General features: G+C 62.1%; 15 protein-coding genes and 1 pseudogene. 9 read left to right on the top strand and 7 right to left on the bottom strand.

From position 1 onward, the window contains the following. Positions 1-105 precede the first annotated feature (105 nt). On the bottom strand, positions 106-1,668 hold the full coding sequence (locus tag OKB81_RS14710; RefSeq protein ID WP_160837239.1) for an AbgT family transporter: 1,563 nt from the start codon (positions 1,666-1,668) through the stop codon (positions 106-108). A 154-nt stretch (positions 1,669-1,822) separates the two neighbouring features. Beyond that, a pseudogene (locus OKB81_RS14715) lies at positions 1,823-3,763 on the bottom strand (putative bifunctional diguanylate cyclase/phosphodiesterase). 322 nt (positions 3,764-4,085) lie between these two features. On the opposite strand from OKB81_RS14715, the gene OKB81_RS14720 reads away from it, so the two are divergent. From OKB81_RS14720 to OKB81_RS14735, 4 genes are all read left to right on the top strand, one after another. Next, the gene (locus OKB81_RS14720; protein ID WP_234888573.1) at positions 4,086-4,634 is read left to right on the top strand and encodes a DUF2982 domain-containing protein; all 549 of its coding nucleotides are present in this window, start codon (positions 4,086-4,088) and stop codon (positions 4,632-4,634) included. Positions 4,635-4,717: 83 nt separating this feature from the next. Continuing rightward, entirely contained in the window at positions 4,718-5,662 is a 945-nt protein-coding gene (locus OKB81_RS14725) for a LysR family transcriptional regulator (RefSeq protein WP_270663487.1), read from the top strand. A gap of 46 nt (positions 5,663-5,708) precedes the next feature. Continuing rightward, positions 5,709-6,731, top strand: coding sequence for a response regulator (locus OKB81_RS14730; RefSeq protein WP_041211557.1), 1,023 nt, complete (start codon positions 5,709-5,711; stop codon positions 6,729-6,731). 32 nt (positions 6,732-6,763) lie between these two features. Continuing rightward, positions 6,764-7,195, top strand: a complete 432-nt coding sequence (locus OKB81_RS14735; RefSeq protein WP_160837243.1) for a PAS domain-containing protein — start codon at positions 6,764-6,766, stop codon at positions 7,193-7,195. A 63-nt stretch (positions 7,196-7,258) separates the two neighbouring features. Here OKB81_RS14735 and ltaE read toward each other — a convergent pair whose 3' ends face one another. The 3 genes from ltaE to OKB81_RS14750 form a co-directional block, all read right to left on the bottom strand. Next, positions 7,259-8,275, bottom strand: a complete 1,017-nt coding sequence (ltaE, locus tag OKB81_RS14740) for a low-specificity L-threonine aldolase (RefSeq protein ID WP_160837245.1) — start codon at positions 8,273-8,275, stop codon at positions 7,259-7,261. 86 nt (positions 8,276-8,361) lie between these two features. After that, positions 8,362-9,069 carry a short-chain dehydrogenase gene (locus tag OKB81_RS14745; RefSeq protein WP_270805294.1) on the bottom strand — a complete coding sequence of 236 codons (708 nt, stop codon included), beginning with the start codon at positions 9,067-9,069 and terminating at the stop codon, positions 8,362-8,364. Between the two features lie 75 nt (positions 9,070-9,144). Then, positions 9,145-9,552: a transcriptional regulator gene (locus tag OKB81_RS14750; RefSeq protein WP_039038703.1), complete on the bottom strand. Its 408-nt coding sequence runs from the start codon at positions 9,550-9,552 to the stop codon at positions 9,145-9,147. Between the two features lie 166 nt (positions 9,553-9,718). Between OKB81_RS14750 and OKB81_RS14755 the strand changes: the two genes are divergently transcribed. Beyond that, on the top strand, positions 9,719-10,618 hold the full coding sequence (locus tag OKB81_RS14755; protein WP_151028103.1) for an aldo/keto reductase: 900 nt from the start codon (positions 9,719-9,721) through the stop codon (positions 10,616-10,618). 69 nt (positions 10,619-10,687) lie between these two features. Here the strand turns inward: OKB81_RS14755 and OKB81_RS14760 are convergent, their stop codons facing one another. Then, complete coding sequence (locus OKB81_RS14760) at positions 10,688-10,966, bottom strand: RNA recognition motif domain-containing protein (protein WP_029314670.1); 279 nt, start codon at positions 10,964-10,966, stop codon at positions 10,688-10,690. Positions 10,967-11,178: 212 nt separating this feature from the next. Beyond that, complete coding sequence (locus OKB81_RS14765; protein ID WP_069651382.1) at positions 11,179-11,721, bottom strand: hypothetical protein; 543 nt, start codon at positions 11,719-11,721, stop codon at positions 11,179-11,181. Positions 11,722-11,895: 174 nt separating this feature from the next. Between OKB81_RS14765 and mepA the strand changes: the two genes are divergently transcribed. Genes mepA through OKB81_RS14785 form a run of 4 tightly spaced genes read left to right on the top strand, consistent with a single transcriptional unit; the run spans position 11,896 to position 14,658 of the window. Next, entirely contained in the window at positions 11,896-12,639 is a 744-nt protein-coding gene (gene mepA, locus OKB81_RS14770; protein WP_069785143.1) for a penicillin-insensitive murein endopeptidase, read from the top strand. A gap of 42 nt (positions 12,640-12,681) precedes the next feature. Beyond that, positions 12,682-13,287 carry a LemA family protein gene (locus tag OKB81_RS14775; RefSeq protein ID WP_160837247.1) on the top strand — a complete coding sequence of 202 codons (606 nt, stop codon included), beginning with the start codon at positions 12,682-12,684 and terminating at the stop codon, positions 13,285-13,287. Further along, on the top strand, positions 13,284-14,018 hold the full coding sequence (locus tag OKB81_RS14780; RefSeq protein WP_160837249.1) for a TPM domain-containing protein: 735 nt from the start codon (positions 13,284-13,286) through the stop codon (positions 14,016-14,018). The genes OKB81_RS14775 and OKB81_RS14780 overlap by 4 nt, the downstream gene beginning before the upstream one ends. A 22-nt stretch (positions 14,019-14,040) precedes the next feature. After that, positions 14,041-14,658 carry a TPM domain-containing protein gene (locus OKB81_RS14785; RefSeq protein ID WP_010675024.1) on the top strand — a complete coding sequence of 206 codons (618 nt, stop codon included), beginning with the start codon at positions 14,041-14,043 and terminating at the stop codon, positions 14,656-14,658. Positions 14,659-14,970: the final 312 nt, after the last annotated feature.

The raw sequence follows: 14,970 nt of genomic DNA on the forward strand, positions 1-14,970 counted from the left end.
TGTTTGGAGACAGCCAGTTTACCAGCACCCTGTCTGTCAACTTCCACTTCCCCAAGATCCCGCGAAGAACCAAAAAAGCGGGGGGCCCAAGGCCCCCCGTCACCCTCAAGGGACAGGATAGACATAGGGGGCCTGCAACCCAAGCGGGAACCCCAGCGCCCAGTAGATCAGCAGGAAGCCCGTCCAGCTCACCAGGAAGGCCAGGGAGTAAGGCAGCATCATGGAGACCAGGGTGCCGATGCCTGTGCTCTTCACATACTGCTGGCAATAGACCACCACCAGGGGGAAGAAGACCATCAGCGGGGTGATGATGTTGGAGGCGGAATCCCCCACCCGATACGCGGCCTGAGTCAGCTCGGGCGAGATCCCCACCGCCATCAGCATGGGCACCAGGATGGGGCTAATGAGGGCCCACTTGGCGGAGGCCGAGCCCACCACCAGGTTGACGGTGGCCGTCAGCAGTATGATGCCGACGATGGTCACCTCTCCCGGCAGCGCCAGGGCGTGAAGCACCTCGGCACCGGAGAGCGCCAGCAGGGTACCGAGGTTGGAATCCCCGAACGCCTTGATGAAGAGGGCGCAGAAGAAGGCCATCACCATGTAGGAGCCCATCTTGTTCATGGTGGCCGACATGGCGTCGATCACATCCTTGCCGCTCTTGAAGCTGCCGGCGACAAAGCCGTAGACGATCCCGGGCAGGATGAAGAGCAGGAAAATGAGGGGCACGATGGACTTCATCACCGGTGCGGCGAAGGTGGTGAGGGAACCGTCCGGTGCCCGCATCGGCGAGTCGCCGGGGGCCAGCGCCAGCCCCAGCAGCACCACGGCCGCCAGCATGGCGAACCCGGCCCAGTTGAAGGCCCGGCTCTCCTGCGCGCTGTAACGACCCATCTCGTCGGCGCTCTCCAGATCCTCGTTGAGGGGCACTTGCTTGAGGCGCGGCTCGACAATCTTCTCGGTGACAAACCAGCCCACGCAGATGATCAGCAAGGAAGAAGCGCCGGTGAAGATGATATTGCACAGGGTGTTGACCATGTAGTCAGGGTCGAATAACTGGGCTGCAGACTGGGTGAACCCCTGAAGCAGCGCATCCCCGCCGGAGGGCAGGAAGTTGGCGGCAAACCCGCCGGAAACCCCGGCAAAGGCCGCGGCAATCCCCGCCAGCGGGTGACGACCCGCCGCATGGAAGATGATGCCGCCAATGGGGATCACCAGCACATAGCCCGCATCGGCGGCGGTATGGCTGACGATGGCCACCAGGATCAGCATGGGGGTCAGAAAGCGCGCCGGCGTCACCTTGAGCAGCTTCTTGAGCCCGGTGTTGATGAAACCGGACTGTTCAGCCACCCCTACCCCCAGCATGGCCACCAGCACGATGCCAAGGGGAGCAAACCCGGTGAACGTGGTGACCATGCTGGCGAGAAAGTCCGCCAGCCCTGCCCCGGTCAACAGGTTGTTGATGACCACGGCCTCTCCGGTGCGGGGATTGACCAGATCGAAGGAGAACTGGGAGCCTATCCAGGAGCCGACCCAGACGATCAGCAAGGCATAGAGGAAGAGCATGGCGGGATCCGGCAGCTTGTTGCCCGCCTTCTCCACCCCGTTCAGAAAGCGGTTCAACCAGCCGTTGGGAGGGGCCGGACGCTCGTTCACTGCAGCTTGACTCATTATGGTGATACTCCATTACCAAGGAATGAGCGCGCATACTAGCGATAACGTCTAATGGATCCCATGATATGAGACAAAAATTCGATTAATTATGTTTAATTTGGCATCTCGCACTTCATAAATGGGAGATGCCGCACATTTATCGACAACTTTCTCAATGGTTTGCGAGGGGATAGCGGCCCAGCCGGCACTGTACTGCGAACCCCGCCGCCGCCACCTCTTCCGGTGTCATGGGACGGCTGAACAGAAATCCCTGGAAGACATGGCAACCCTGGGTCTGCAGGGCCGCGAGCTCGTGCTCCTCCTCCACCCCTTCCGCCAGGATCCCGAGCCCCAGACTGGTGGCCATGGCCACCGTCGCCCGGATCACCGGCAGGTTGAGCCCCACCACGAAGGAGCGGTCCAGCTTGATGGTGTCGATGGGCAACCGGTTGAGGTAGGCCAGGGAGGAGTAGCCCGTCCCGAAGTCGTCGATGGCGATCTTGATCCCCTGCTCGCTCAGGGCGTCGAGGATCTCGATGCACCCCTTCATGTCCAGCATCAGCACCGTCTCGGTCAGCTCCAGGGTCAGCAGTGCCGCCTCCACCGAGAATGCCTCGAGCAGTTGGGCCACCAGCTCCGGCAAACTGGCAGAGAGCTGAAAGCCCGAGAGATTGACCGACACCGGCACCCTCACCCCGTCCTGTCGCTGCCACTCCCCCATCTGGGCCAATGCGGTGGAAAGCACCCAGCTTCCGATTTCCCGGATGAGCCCCATCTCTTCGGCCAGCGGAATGAACTCCGCCGGCGACACATGGCCAAGCACGGGATTGTACCAGCGTACCAAGGCCTCGAAACCGATGACCCGACCTTGCGCCACATCCACCTGGGGCTGATAGCGCAGGCTGAGCTCCCCCCGACCGACGGCCTTGGCCAGAAACTGCTTGAGGGTCAGCTTGCGATGCAGGCTTTGCTGCATGCTGGGGGTGAAGCGCTGCCAGCGAAGCCGCCCCATCTGCTTGGCCTGGTACATGGCCATGTCGGCACGGGTGATGAGATTGTCGCCATCATCCGCGTCGTCCGGGTAGATGGCGATGCCGATGCTGCCGCCGATGGTGACCTCGGGGACACCACTCAGCTGCAGTGGCTTGCTCATCTGGGAGAGCATGAGATCCGCCACCTCCTGGGCCCGATCGCTCGCCTGGTTGAGGGGCACCAGGGCGGTGAACTCATCCCCGCCAAGGCGCGCCAGCTCCACGTCCCGCGGGCAGATCTGCTTGAGCCGTCCGGCGACCCGCTCCAGCAGGCGATCCCCGGCCTTGTGGCCGTAGTTGTCATTGACCAGCTTGAAGTTGTCCAGATCCATGAACACCAGGGCAAAGCGCCCCCCGAGGCCGCAATAGGCTTCCAGGGATTTCATCAGGCCGTAGCTGTTGAGCAGCCCAGTGAGGGAGTCGTGCCAGGCCAGGTGGCGATGCTCCAGCTCTTCGAGCTTGCGATCCGTGATGTCCCGCATGGTCAGCAGGATCCGTGCCCCCTGCTGGATATGGCGAAACTGGTACTGGAACCAGCGCATCCCCTTCTGGGTGCGACACTCCCCTTCAGCCACCACTTCGTCCAGACGGGAGAGGCGACGATAGAAGGCCTCGTCCGCACCGGAGAAGATCTGGGGCAGCGTCAGAATGCCGGTGCCAAAGCACATGTCGAAGTGATGGTTGCCGCTCTCGAGGCGCCCCTCGTTGTCAAAGATACAGGCCAGGGTGTCGCCAGTGGCGAGGGAGGACTCCTGATAGAGGGTGTCGGCATCGATGACCGCTTCCGCCATCATCATCTACCGTCCGGCAAGCTGGATCCCGGAAAGACGCAGATAGACCTGCTTCTTGACCCCCTTGGGTGAGAGGGTCCACCACTCGTTGTAACTGCGCTCCTGCTGGAAATCGCCGAGATAGCGCTGCAGCAGCAGATCGATGGCGGCGGCCATGTCGGCGGAGAAATCCCGGGACTTCAGCTCGGCCAGGGAGCTCGCCTCCCAGAGCCCGAGGGCAGCATCGTTGGCCCAGTAAATATGATGACGCTGGATGTCATAGACCCAGACCGGCGTGTGGAGGACATCCATCACGGTGAGCAGGCGTTCGTCTAGCGTATTCATGTTGAGTGATGATTCATGCTGAAAGCTCATGGTCGAACCAGTCGCTTGCGCCCCCTGACAGGAGCATTCGCGCTGGTACAAAATCCGTTCCGGCCCATAATCGGATAACAAACGGATGAAAAAAGGCCGAAATCATATGAAAACGCTACATGTGATCCCCATGGTAAGAAGAAATGGACTCACACTGGTATTGTTGGGCATGGTGATAACCATTGCTATGATTTTTATACTTTTTTTTCTTCGTGAACAACTACTAATCCCCGCCATTTCCCTCCTCCTGGCGGGCCTGATGACAATTCTTGTCGGGGCTTGGAAACTGGGTGAGCCTCATTTTAGTCTCTCTTTGTGTCAGGACTGCCTGCAATACCATCACAAGTACGGCGGCTGGATCCTAAAATGGAGAAATATTCAGCGAATTGACCAACCACGTATCCATTTGGGGTGGGATCTGGTGGAGCTGCCCTACATCGGTTTGAAAATAAAGGATTACGACGCTTTTTTGACGCTGATCACACCCCGGCTCGCCGTCCGTCTGCTCACCGAGCAGCGCGCCGTGCTAATGCAGGCCATGCGAAGCGAGCGCTCCGACTGCCCGACCGGAGGGTGCGGCAGTGGGCTCCTGGGAGAGGGACTGCTGGAGGAGAGCCGCTTCTGCTCACCCGCCGGCCAGCGCTATGAGGGGGTGATCGCCATGCTCGGCAACCGCATGGCACGGCTGCGGGATCTGCTAGGGTACGATCTGCTGGTGCCCGACAACAGCCTGGACAGATCCCCGGAAGATTTCGTCCATCTGCTCCAGCAATACCAGCGCGAGTCGAATCTAATCCAGATCAATTAAACGCCGGATTGCGCTTGCCAAGCCCGGTGACTCTTCATAAGGTCACTGGCTTGTTACAGCCAGAACACCCCCTAAAACCGCTTATGAAGTACATCGAAGAGTTCTATCTGTTCGTCAAGGTGGTGCAAGAGGGCGGTTTCTCCCACGCCGCCGCTGCGCTGGGCATGCCGACCGGCACCATCAGTCGACGTATCTCCCAACTGGAAGAGCAGCTCGGATGTAGCCTGCTGCACAGATCCACCCGCAAGCTGCGTCTCACGGACGAAGGGCTGCGCTATTACGAGCGCCTCTGTACCCCCCTTGCGGAAATAGAGCAGGCCACCGGCGAAATCCGGGGTGAGGAGACGGACATCAGCGGCCTCATCCGCCTCGCAGCCCCCATCGCCCTCTCCAACACCATCCTGGTCGACATGCTGGTGGACTTCGGCCTGCGCTATCCCTGGGTACAGTTCGACATCCGCCAGTCCAACGACCATGCCCTCCAGGCAGATCAGGACAGGGACCTGGTCTTTTTCAACGGCGAGCTCCCCCAGACCCTGCCCAACGCCCTCTGTCTGGGTCACATCCAGTACGGTCTGTTCGCCTCCCCCCTCTATCTGGAGAAGATGGGGGTGCCCTCCCACCCGACCCAGCTGGAAGAGCACGATCTCATCTACTGCTGGCCCCACCAGCACTGGCAACTGAGCGGGCGGGACGAACAGACGATCTGCATCAAGCGCACTCCCCGCCTTTGCATCGACCAGACCCAGGCCGCCGTGCGGGCAGCCCAGCGCCACCTCGGCATCGTCAACGCCCCGCAGCACTATGTGCACCCCTTCCTGCAAGATGGTCAGCTCGTCCCCGTCCTGCCGGACTGGCAGTCGGGAAAACGTCCCTTCTACATGCTCCATTGTCAGCCCCGGTTCACCCCGTTGCGTGTTAAGATGTTCGCCGATTTCGTCGAGAAGCACTCTGAGCGCTATCGTACCCGCCAGCAGAACGATCAATTTTCACCGGCGCAGCCGCTGCCCGTTGCATCTGACGGCTGATGACCCACACTTAGCGCAATCCTCGTTGCACAGGTCGGCTAACACTATGAATGTATTGATATGTGATGACTCCGGGTTCGCGCGCAAACAGCTGGTGCGCGCCCTGCCCGCCGATTGGGGTGTCACCTTGCACCAGGCCGCGGACGGACTGGAAGGGGTCGAGCAGATCCTGATGGGGCACGGGGACCTGATCTTTCTCGATCTCACCATGCCGGAGATGGACGGATATGGGGTTCTCGAGACCCTCAAGCGAGAAGGGGTGCGCAGCAAGGTGATCGTGGTCTCCGGCGACATCCAGCCGGAAGCCCATGAGCGTGTCATGGCCCTTGGCGCCCTCGATTTCATCAAGAAGCCGGCCTCCCCGGACACCCTCCTTGCCTTGCTCAAGCGCCACGGACTGTGGCAATCGGCCACCCAGGTGACGGCCATCCAGCCCCAGCCCGTCGCCAGCCACCAGGCTGCCCAGAGCAGCATCCAGTTCACCCCCGAGCTGCGGGATGTCTATCAGGAGCTGGCCAACGTCGCCATGGGCCAGGGGGCGGATCTGCTGGCCCGCCTGCTCGGCGCCTTCGTGCTGCTCCCCATCCCCAACGTCAACGTGCTGGAGGTCTCCGAGCTGCACATGGCGCTCTCGGCCGCCGCCGAGTCAGAGACGCTCTCTGCGGTCTGTCAAGGCTTCATCGGGGCCGGGATCGCCGGGGAGGCCCTGCTGCTGTTCCACGATGCCAGCTTCCAGGACCTGGCCCGCCTGATGAACCATCAGGGGGAGCTGGATCACGGCGCCGAACTGGAACTGCTGATGGACACCGCCAACGTGCTGATCGGTGCCTTCCTGCGCGGCTACGCCAACCAGCTCGACACCCCTTTTAGCCAGGGTCACCCCGTGGTGCTGGGCCAGCACAGGCCCATTCAGGATCTCATTCGGACCAACCAGAGCCGCTGGCGCCGCACTCTGGCCATCGAGATCAACTATCGGGTGCAGGGCTATGCGGTGCAGTGCGATCTCTTGCTGCTGTTTACCGAAGATTCCATCGCCACCATGAACAACAAGATCATGCACATGCTCTGACCGTCCCGCGGCAGCAACCACCAGGAGTGACCATGGACATTCGGGAATTTCATTGGCTGATGAACATCGTCCAGAATCTGGACGTGGGGCTGGTCGTGCTCGACAGGGAGTACCGGATCCAGGTGTGGAACGGCTTCATGGAGAGTCACAGCGGCCGGCTGGCAGGCGAGGTGCGCGATCAAAGACTGTTCTCGCTCTTTCCCGATGTGGACAAGGCCTGGCTCGAGCGCAAGGCCAACATGGTGTTCAAGCTCAACAACCGTGCCTTCAGCACCTGGGAGCAGCGCCCCTACCTGTTGCGCTTCTCCAACTACCGCCCCATCACGGGATCGGCCCCCTACATGTACCAGAACCTGACCCTGGTGCCGCTGGCCGACTTCGCCGGAGAGGTCACCCATCTGGCCATCATAATCTATGACGCCACCGACGAGGCCATGCTGATCACCGGCCAGCGCCAGGGATGACCGCCCCTGCCATGACAACAAGGGCGCCCGATGGCGCCCTTGTTGTTGCGATGGGGAATGGCGTCAGCCACTCAGATACTCGGTGAAGGCGTCGATCACCTCGTCGATGTCATCGTCGGTGATCTGCAGGTGGGTCACCAGCCTGAGTTCCCCGTAGCCGGAGAAGAGAATACCGCGCTCCTTCATGAAACCCAGCAAGGTGACGGGATCTCCCTGGGTCAGGCGCAGGAATACCATGTTGGTCTGCACCTCCCCCAAATTGAGTGCGATGCCTGGCAACGCGGCCAGCCCCTCTGCCAGACGCCTGGCGCGGCGATGATCATCCGCCAGCCGGGCAACGTGCTGATCCAGCGCGAACAGGGCGGCCTGGGCCAGGATCCCTCCCTGGCGCATGCCGCCCCCCAGCATCTTGCGCAGCCGTCTGGCGCGGGCGATGAACGCAGCCGATCCCACCAGCAGGGAACCCACCGGTGCCCCCAGTCCCTTGGAGAGGCAGACAGAGATGCTGTCAAAAGGCGCCGCGATGGCGGCCACCGGCTCCCCGCTCGCCACCACCGCATTGAAGAGGCGAGCCCCGTCCAGGTGCAGCTTCAGTCCCTTCTCGTCGACGAATTCGCGCATGGCGCGCAGGTAGGTCAATGGCAGCACCTTGCCGTTATGGGTATTTTCCAGGCAGACGAGGCGCGTCTGGACGAAATGGGGATCATCGGGAGCGATGGCCCCCCGCACATCCTCGATGGCCAGAGTGCCGTCCGCCTGCATGGGGACGGATTGCAGGGCCACCGAGCCCAGCACGGCAGAGCCCTGGGCCTCATAGCGATAGATGTGGGAGGCCGCCCCCAGCAGGGCCCCTTCCCCACGCTGGCAGTGACTCATCATGGCCAGCAGGTTGGACATGGTGCCGGAGGGCACGAACAGGGCCGCCTCCTTGCCAAGCAGTTCGGCGCCGCGGCGCTCCAGCGCATTGATGCTGGGATCTTCCCCATAGACATCGTCTCCCACCTCGGCATGCAGCATGCTCTGGCGCATGGCTTCCGTGGGTTGGGTCACGGTATCACTTCGTAAATCGATATAGCGCATGTCATCCTCCTGATGCAGGACGATGACATTAACCAGCCGGAACCCGGCTGGCAAGAAACGGCAAGCGGGAATGTGAGCCCGGCGGCTCACCAGGGCAGCGACTGACCGTGCAGGTCCACGAAACGGCCCGAGTGCGCGGGCGTCAGTGTGGCCATCAGATCCAGCAGGCGGACGGCGACCTCGGCGGGATCCTGCAGCAGGGCGGGATCCATCTCCTGAAGAAAAGGTTGCTGCATGGGGGTATTCATGAGGCCGGGATGCACGGTGATGACACCGGCGCCTGGAAAACGTCCGGCCCACTCACCCGCCAGGATCCGGGACCCCATGTTGAGGGCGGCCTTGCTCATGCGGTAGCTGTAGTGGCACATGGCCTCCTCGCCCCCCTCCTCCAGGCATCCCGCCCGATCCGAGAGGGTGCAGAGCCAGAGCGTGCTCTGGGGCATCATGCGCCGGCTGAGGTTGGCACCAAGGGCCAGGTGGGGCCAGGCATTGGCCAGCAGACTCTCTTCGAGCCATTGGGGGGTCACCTCATCCACCCGCCGCTCCGGCATGTGGGCAAGATCATGGAGCAGGCCTATGGTGTTGATCACCACCGTCGGCAGGGTGGTGCTGTCATAGAGGGTGAAGAGGGCCTCGAAGGAGAGCGGGTCCACCTCCTGCAGCGGAAAGTAGCAGGCGGGATCCAGCCCCCTGGGCAGTTGCCTGCCCGCCAGCAACCACTCTTCGCCCCGTCTGGCCAGCTCCCGTGCCAGCGCACTGCCCAACCCGCCACTGCCCAGGATCAGATAGCTCATCTGCGTGTCCTTGGATTTGATCACTGCTTAGAGGGTATCAGAAGAATGGCGGACTGCCGGGGGCACCCGTCAGGCTCAGGCCTCGGCCAGATGGCGCCCAAACTCCCGCGCCCGGGCCAGATCCAGAAAACCGTCCGCCTGCTTGTGGCTGCGCAGGAACTGGTAATAGGCGAGCAGGGTCACCAGTTGCTCCTCGTCCGGCATGGGCTTTCCCGGACGGGTCTCCTGCACCAGCGCCCCCGCCGCCGCCAGCGCGTCCCTGTCCACCACCTCGGCCTGACGATAGAGATACCCGCAACCGGTGGCGAGCCACTCCAGCGAGCAGTTGGCCCCCATGGCAATCTGGTTCGCCTTGCCAAGGCCGGGCTCGGCCCCTTTCAGATACTTGCGGATCAGGGCTTCACTCAACCCCACCTTGCGGGCAAAGGCGCTCACACTCCCCTCCCCGATCAGGCTTTGCAGCCTGGCGGCAAATCCTTCCATCACCCCTTCTCCTCTCACTGACACCGGGATCTTGACCCGTCGGAGTCAGAACCATAGTTCGAATTCGCGAAGGGGGCATTATTGCCTTGTCCGCCGGAAGAGACCAAGATGCTGGCACATGATTTTGCCCCTTTCTTTTCGCATTTTTATCTCCAGAGGAGTCACCATGTCCGTATCCCGTCTGGCCCTGCATGAGCAAGGCCCTACCTTCTCCCGCCTCATCATGGGTTACTGGCGCCTGATGGAGTGGCAGCTCTCCCCCGCCGCCCTGCTGGACCTGATGAAATATCACCTTGATCTCGGGGTCAGCACCATCGATCACGCCGACATCTACGGTGGCTACCAGTGCGAGGAGGCCTTCGGCCATGCCCTGCGCCTGGAGCCCTCCCTGCGCGATCGCATGGAGATCGTCAGTAAGTGCGGCATCGCCCTCACCGCCAATCCGGCCCACGCCCTGAATCACTACAACACCGGCAAGGGACACATCGTCGCCAGTGCCGAAGCCTCCTTGCAAAAGCTCGGCACCGATCATCTGGATCTGTTGCTGATCCATCGCCCCGACCCCCTGATGAACGCCGACGAGGTGGCCGACGCCTTCATCACCCTCAAGCAGGCAGGCAAGATCAAGCACGCCGGGGTCTCCAACTTCACGCCCCACCAGTTCGCCCTGCTGCAATCCCGCCTGCCCTTCCCCCTGGTCACCAACCAGCTGGAGATCTCCCCGCTCCATCAGGAGGGGACGCTGGATGGTGCCCTGGATCAATGCCAACAACTGCGCATCAAGCCCATGGCCTGGTCCTGCCTTGGCGGCGGGCGGCTGTTCCATGCCCCCGACTATGCCCCGCTGCGGGCGGAACTCGAGCAGATCCGCCAGGAGGTGGGCGCCGACTGTCTGGAGCAGGTGGTCTACGCCTGGGTGATGATGCTGCCGAGTCAGCCGCTGCCCCTCATCGGCTCCGGCAAACGGGAGCGGATCGCCGCCGCCGTGGCAGCCGAGTCCATTGAGCTCACTCGCCAGCAGTGGTTCCGCATCCGCAAGGCCGCTCTGGGTTATGACGTTCCCTGAGTCTGCACCAGACCCTGAAAACAAAAACGGCATGGAGGATTCCATGCCGTTTTCCGTTATCGAGACGATTCAACGATGGCGCTGGGGGCGACCACGGGGTGCATCCGTCTTCGGTTTGGCCTGATTGACCGTGATGGTGCGGCCGCCGACCTCGGTGCCGTGCAACTCGGCGATGGCCTTCTCGGCCTCACCATTGACCGGCATTTCAATGAAACCAAACCCCTTGGACTGACCGGTATCGCGGTCGATGATGATATCGACCTTGTCTACCTGCCCAAATTGGCTGAACACGGTTGTCAGTTCGTCGGCCGTCATCCGGTACGACAGATTACCTACGTAAATCTTCATGCCATCCACTCTCGATTCAAGGTGCCTTATCTATGCATCCACCGACCTGGGAGTAAGGGCACAACCCCCCTGCCGGACCAGCCACGGCATCATGCCATGGCACTTCCAGCTTCGTATCCCAAGTCCTTGATCTCTTGGGTTATCAGAGCAGGAAAGATCAAATCGAATCAGAGGCAGTATCTGAGCATTGGGATGAATTGTCGAGAAAATAGTCAGAGCGGGTGCAGTTCGGCCAGCAATGTGCCGAGGGCACGACGCCCATGCCAGGCACGTTTGAACCCGAATCGATAGACCCCGGGGGCCACTTCGTGAGTCCCTTCCCGGGACAACCCGAGCAGGCTGGTGGCCGTCGCCAGGGTCACCTCATCCAGCCCGAGATCCAGGCTGAAATCGAGCCACTGGCCATCGTGTCCCACCTTGCGATCCCGCTCCATGCCCACCAGCACGGCTCTGGGCAGCGCCAAGGCCCGGTCTTCGCCGCCATTGAGCAGATAGAGATGGCGTTCATCCCAGGCAAGCTCCGCCAGACGCCAGCGCTGCCAGTTGCGCGGCAACACCATCATCACCAGCACGATACCGCCAAAGACCACCCCGACCCAGGGCAGCAGGCCCATGTCGGGATATCCCAGCCAGAGGGCGGCCACCACAGTGGCGAGACTCGCCAGCAACAGGCAGATCATGACCCCGTAAAACCGCCGGGCCGGGGGCATCAGCCAGCTCACGTTCTCTTGCGCTGCCAGCTCACTGACTCTCATCTTCTCTTCTCCTTCTGTGATGCGAACGGCCTTGCCGTCGCTGCGTTGCCGCGCATTGTGCGCGAGCGACGCGCCGCGATGCAACCGCCACCGCGACACGGATGACGGCCAGCCGCCACTCTTGGTATGCTTGGGGCTGTCTGAGCCCGCACTGGGCGCCATCCCGGGAGTCCCATGTTCGCCACCGCCCTGCTCTTGTCCGCGAGCACACTCTATGCCGAGGCCATCGGCGGCTACTCCGCCGGCTGCCTGAAAAATGCCGTGGCCCTGCCCCTCGAAGGTCCTGGTTATCAGGTGATCCGCACCAAACGGCTGCGCTATTACGGTCACCCCGACCTCATCCATTACCTGCAGCATCTGGCCAACCAGACCAGACTGGCCGGCATGCCGGATCTCTATATCGCCGACCTCGCCATGATGCACGGGGGGCCCTTTACCTCAGGTCATCGCAGCCACCAGACCGGCCTGGATGCCGACATCTGGTTCAGGATGGCTGACAGACCCATCAGCCGCTGGGAGCAGGATGCCCCCAGGGAGTGGGCGCTGATCGACGAACCCAGCTACCGGATGCTACCCGGCCGATTCGGTCCCAGGCAGCTCAATCTGCTGCGCCTTGCGGCTGATCGCCCCGAGGTGGCGCGCATCTTCGTCAACCCCGTCATCAAGGCCGAGGTGTGCAAACAGGCACCCGGTGAAGCCTGGGTCGGCAAGCTGCGCCCCTGGGTCGGCCACTTCAGCCACTTTCACGTGCGCCTGCGCTGCCCGGCAAACAGTCCGGACTGCCAGTCCCAGGCTCCCATTCCCCCCGGCAATGGCTGTGGGGAGGAGCTGGCCTCCTGGCTCAAGGACAAACCCCAGTTGCCCAAGGTGTCGATGAGCTACCGCGCCCCCCTCTTACCCAGGCGTTGTGAGGGCTGACCACAAGCTGTTATGGTGAACCTATTTCCGAGAGAAATATCAATGGAGAACAACAAGATGGCCACTTCACTCTGGCAGCGTGGTACCCGTGCCCTGCTGACCCTGACCCTGCTGCTGGGTTTGACCGGCTGCGGCATGAACAACATTCCGACCCTGGATGAGCAGGTCAAGGCGAGCTGGGGACAGGTCGAGAACCAGTACCAGCGCAGGGCCGATCTCATTCCCAACCTGGTGGCCACCGTCAAGGGGTACGCCAGCCACGAGCAGGAGACCCTCAAGGCGGTCACCGATGCCCGTGCCCGAGTCGGCAGCGTGCAGGTGAGTGACCCCTCCCAGCTCAAGGCGTTCGAGGCGGCGCAGGAGCAGCTCTCCAGCGCCCTCTCCCGGCTGATGGTAGTGGTCGAGCGCTACCCGGATCTGAAGACCGATCAGCAGTTCCTGACCCTGCAGGCCCAGCTGGAAGGCACCGAGAATCGCATCGCGGTGGCCAGACGGGATTACATCGAGGCAGTACGCCAGTTCAATACCGAGATCCGTACCTTCCCCGGGGTCATCTGGTCCAAGCTGCTTTACTCCGATCTGGAAGCCAAACCCACCTTCAGCGCCAAACCCGGTGCCGATGAGGCGCCCAAGGTCAGCTTCCAATGAACGTGATGAGACACTGGCTGGCGCTCTGTCTGCTGCTCTGTGCCACGGCGCTGCATGCCGCCCCCGATTTCCCGGCCCTGACCGGGCGGGTGGTGGACGAGGCCAATCTGATGTCCCGCAAGCAGGCCCACCAACTCGCACAGCAACTGGCCGTCTTCGAGAAGCGCAGCGGCGTCCAGCTGGTGGTGGTCTCCATCGACACGCTGGCGGGGGATACCATCGAAGAGTACGGCTACCAGCTCGGTCGCCACTGGGGCATCGGCCAAAAAGACAAGAACAACGGCGTTCTGCTGATCATCGCCCAGGACGAGCGCAAGGTGCGCATCGAGGTGGGTTATGGCCTGGAAGGTGCCCTGCCCGACGCCATCGCCGCCAACATCATCCAGACCCGGATCCTGCCCGCCTTCAAGCGCGGTGACATGGTGGCCGGCATCCTCGCCGGCAGCCAGGGCATCATGCAGGCCCTGGCCGGGGAATATCAGCCCGTGGACAACACCAGCAACGCCGACAAGCAGGGAGGTCCCTGGCTCTTCATCCTGGTGGTGATTGCGATGATCGTGCTGCACAACCTACGCGGCGGCGGCGGTGGGCCGGGAGGACGTCGCCGGGCCGCCTACATGGCCGGTGGATTCGGTGCCGGCTCTTTTGGCGGCCGCACTGGCGGTGGTGGTGGCGGTTTCAGTGGTGGCGGCGGCAGCTTTGGCGGCGGCGGTGCATCTGGCGGTTGGTAATCAGGGAAAAAGAGACAACAAGATGATTTCGAAACAGTTTTTCCACACCTTGCAGGCCAGGGTTCGACAGGCCGAGCAGGCCACGGATGCCGAACTGGTCACCGTGCTGGCCCCGGCCAGCGATGGCTATCGCTATATTCCGACCCTGTGGGCCGCCCTGCTCGCCATGCTCACCCCCCTGCTGGTCTTCCAGCTCGGCTTCTGGCTTGGCTGGTACGAGATCCTGCTGGTGCAGTGGTCGGTCTGGTTGCTGCTGAGCCTGCTGTTCCACTGGACACCCATCAAGATGCGGCTCATTCCCAACAAGGTACGCCGTCACCGGGCCGCCCTGATGGCCCGCCTGCAGTTTGTCGAGCAGGGACTTCACCGCACCCGGGACCGGCTCGGGGTGCTCATCTTCGTCTCGGTGGCGGAGCACTATGTGGAGATCCTGGTAGACGACGGGATCGCCCAGCACATCGACAACACCCAGTGGCAGCAGATCATCGACGACTTCGTGGTTCGGGTACGCAACAAGGAGGTCGAGCAGGGGTTCCTGGAGTGCGTGGAGCGCACCAGCGCCATTCTGACCGACGCCTTCCCCGCAACCCGGGATCAGAACGAGCTGCCTGACAGCCTGATCATTCTCGACAAGCCTTGAACGGGATTAAAAAACCGGCATTATGCTCAAGGGATAGGCACTCGATAAAGATTATGAAAAATAAGGGGAAAAGTGGTTGACCCAGGCAGCCCTTTCCCCTAAATTACGCCCCGTTCCAGCGCAACGGCGCAGCGAACACCGTGTTGGCTGAACACGTTAAATCACAGACCAGAATTTGGTGCGGTATCCGAGAGGCTGCCCACCGACGAAGTCGGCAAGATGCACGCGCAGCGTACTCCGAAAGCCACTTCAAGCAGTAAAAATTTGGTGAGGTGTCCGAGTGGCTGAAGGAGCACGCCTGGAAAGTGTGTA

Origin of the sequence: Aeromonas sp. QDB56 (assembly GCF_027705505.1) — a bacterium.
GTDB classification, from domain to species: domain Bacteria; phylum Pseudomonadota; class Gammaproteobacteria; order Enterobacterales; family Aeromonadaceae; genus Aeromonas; species Aeromonas caviae.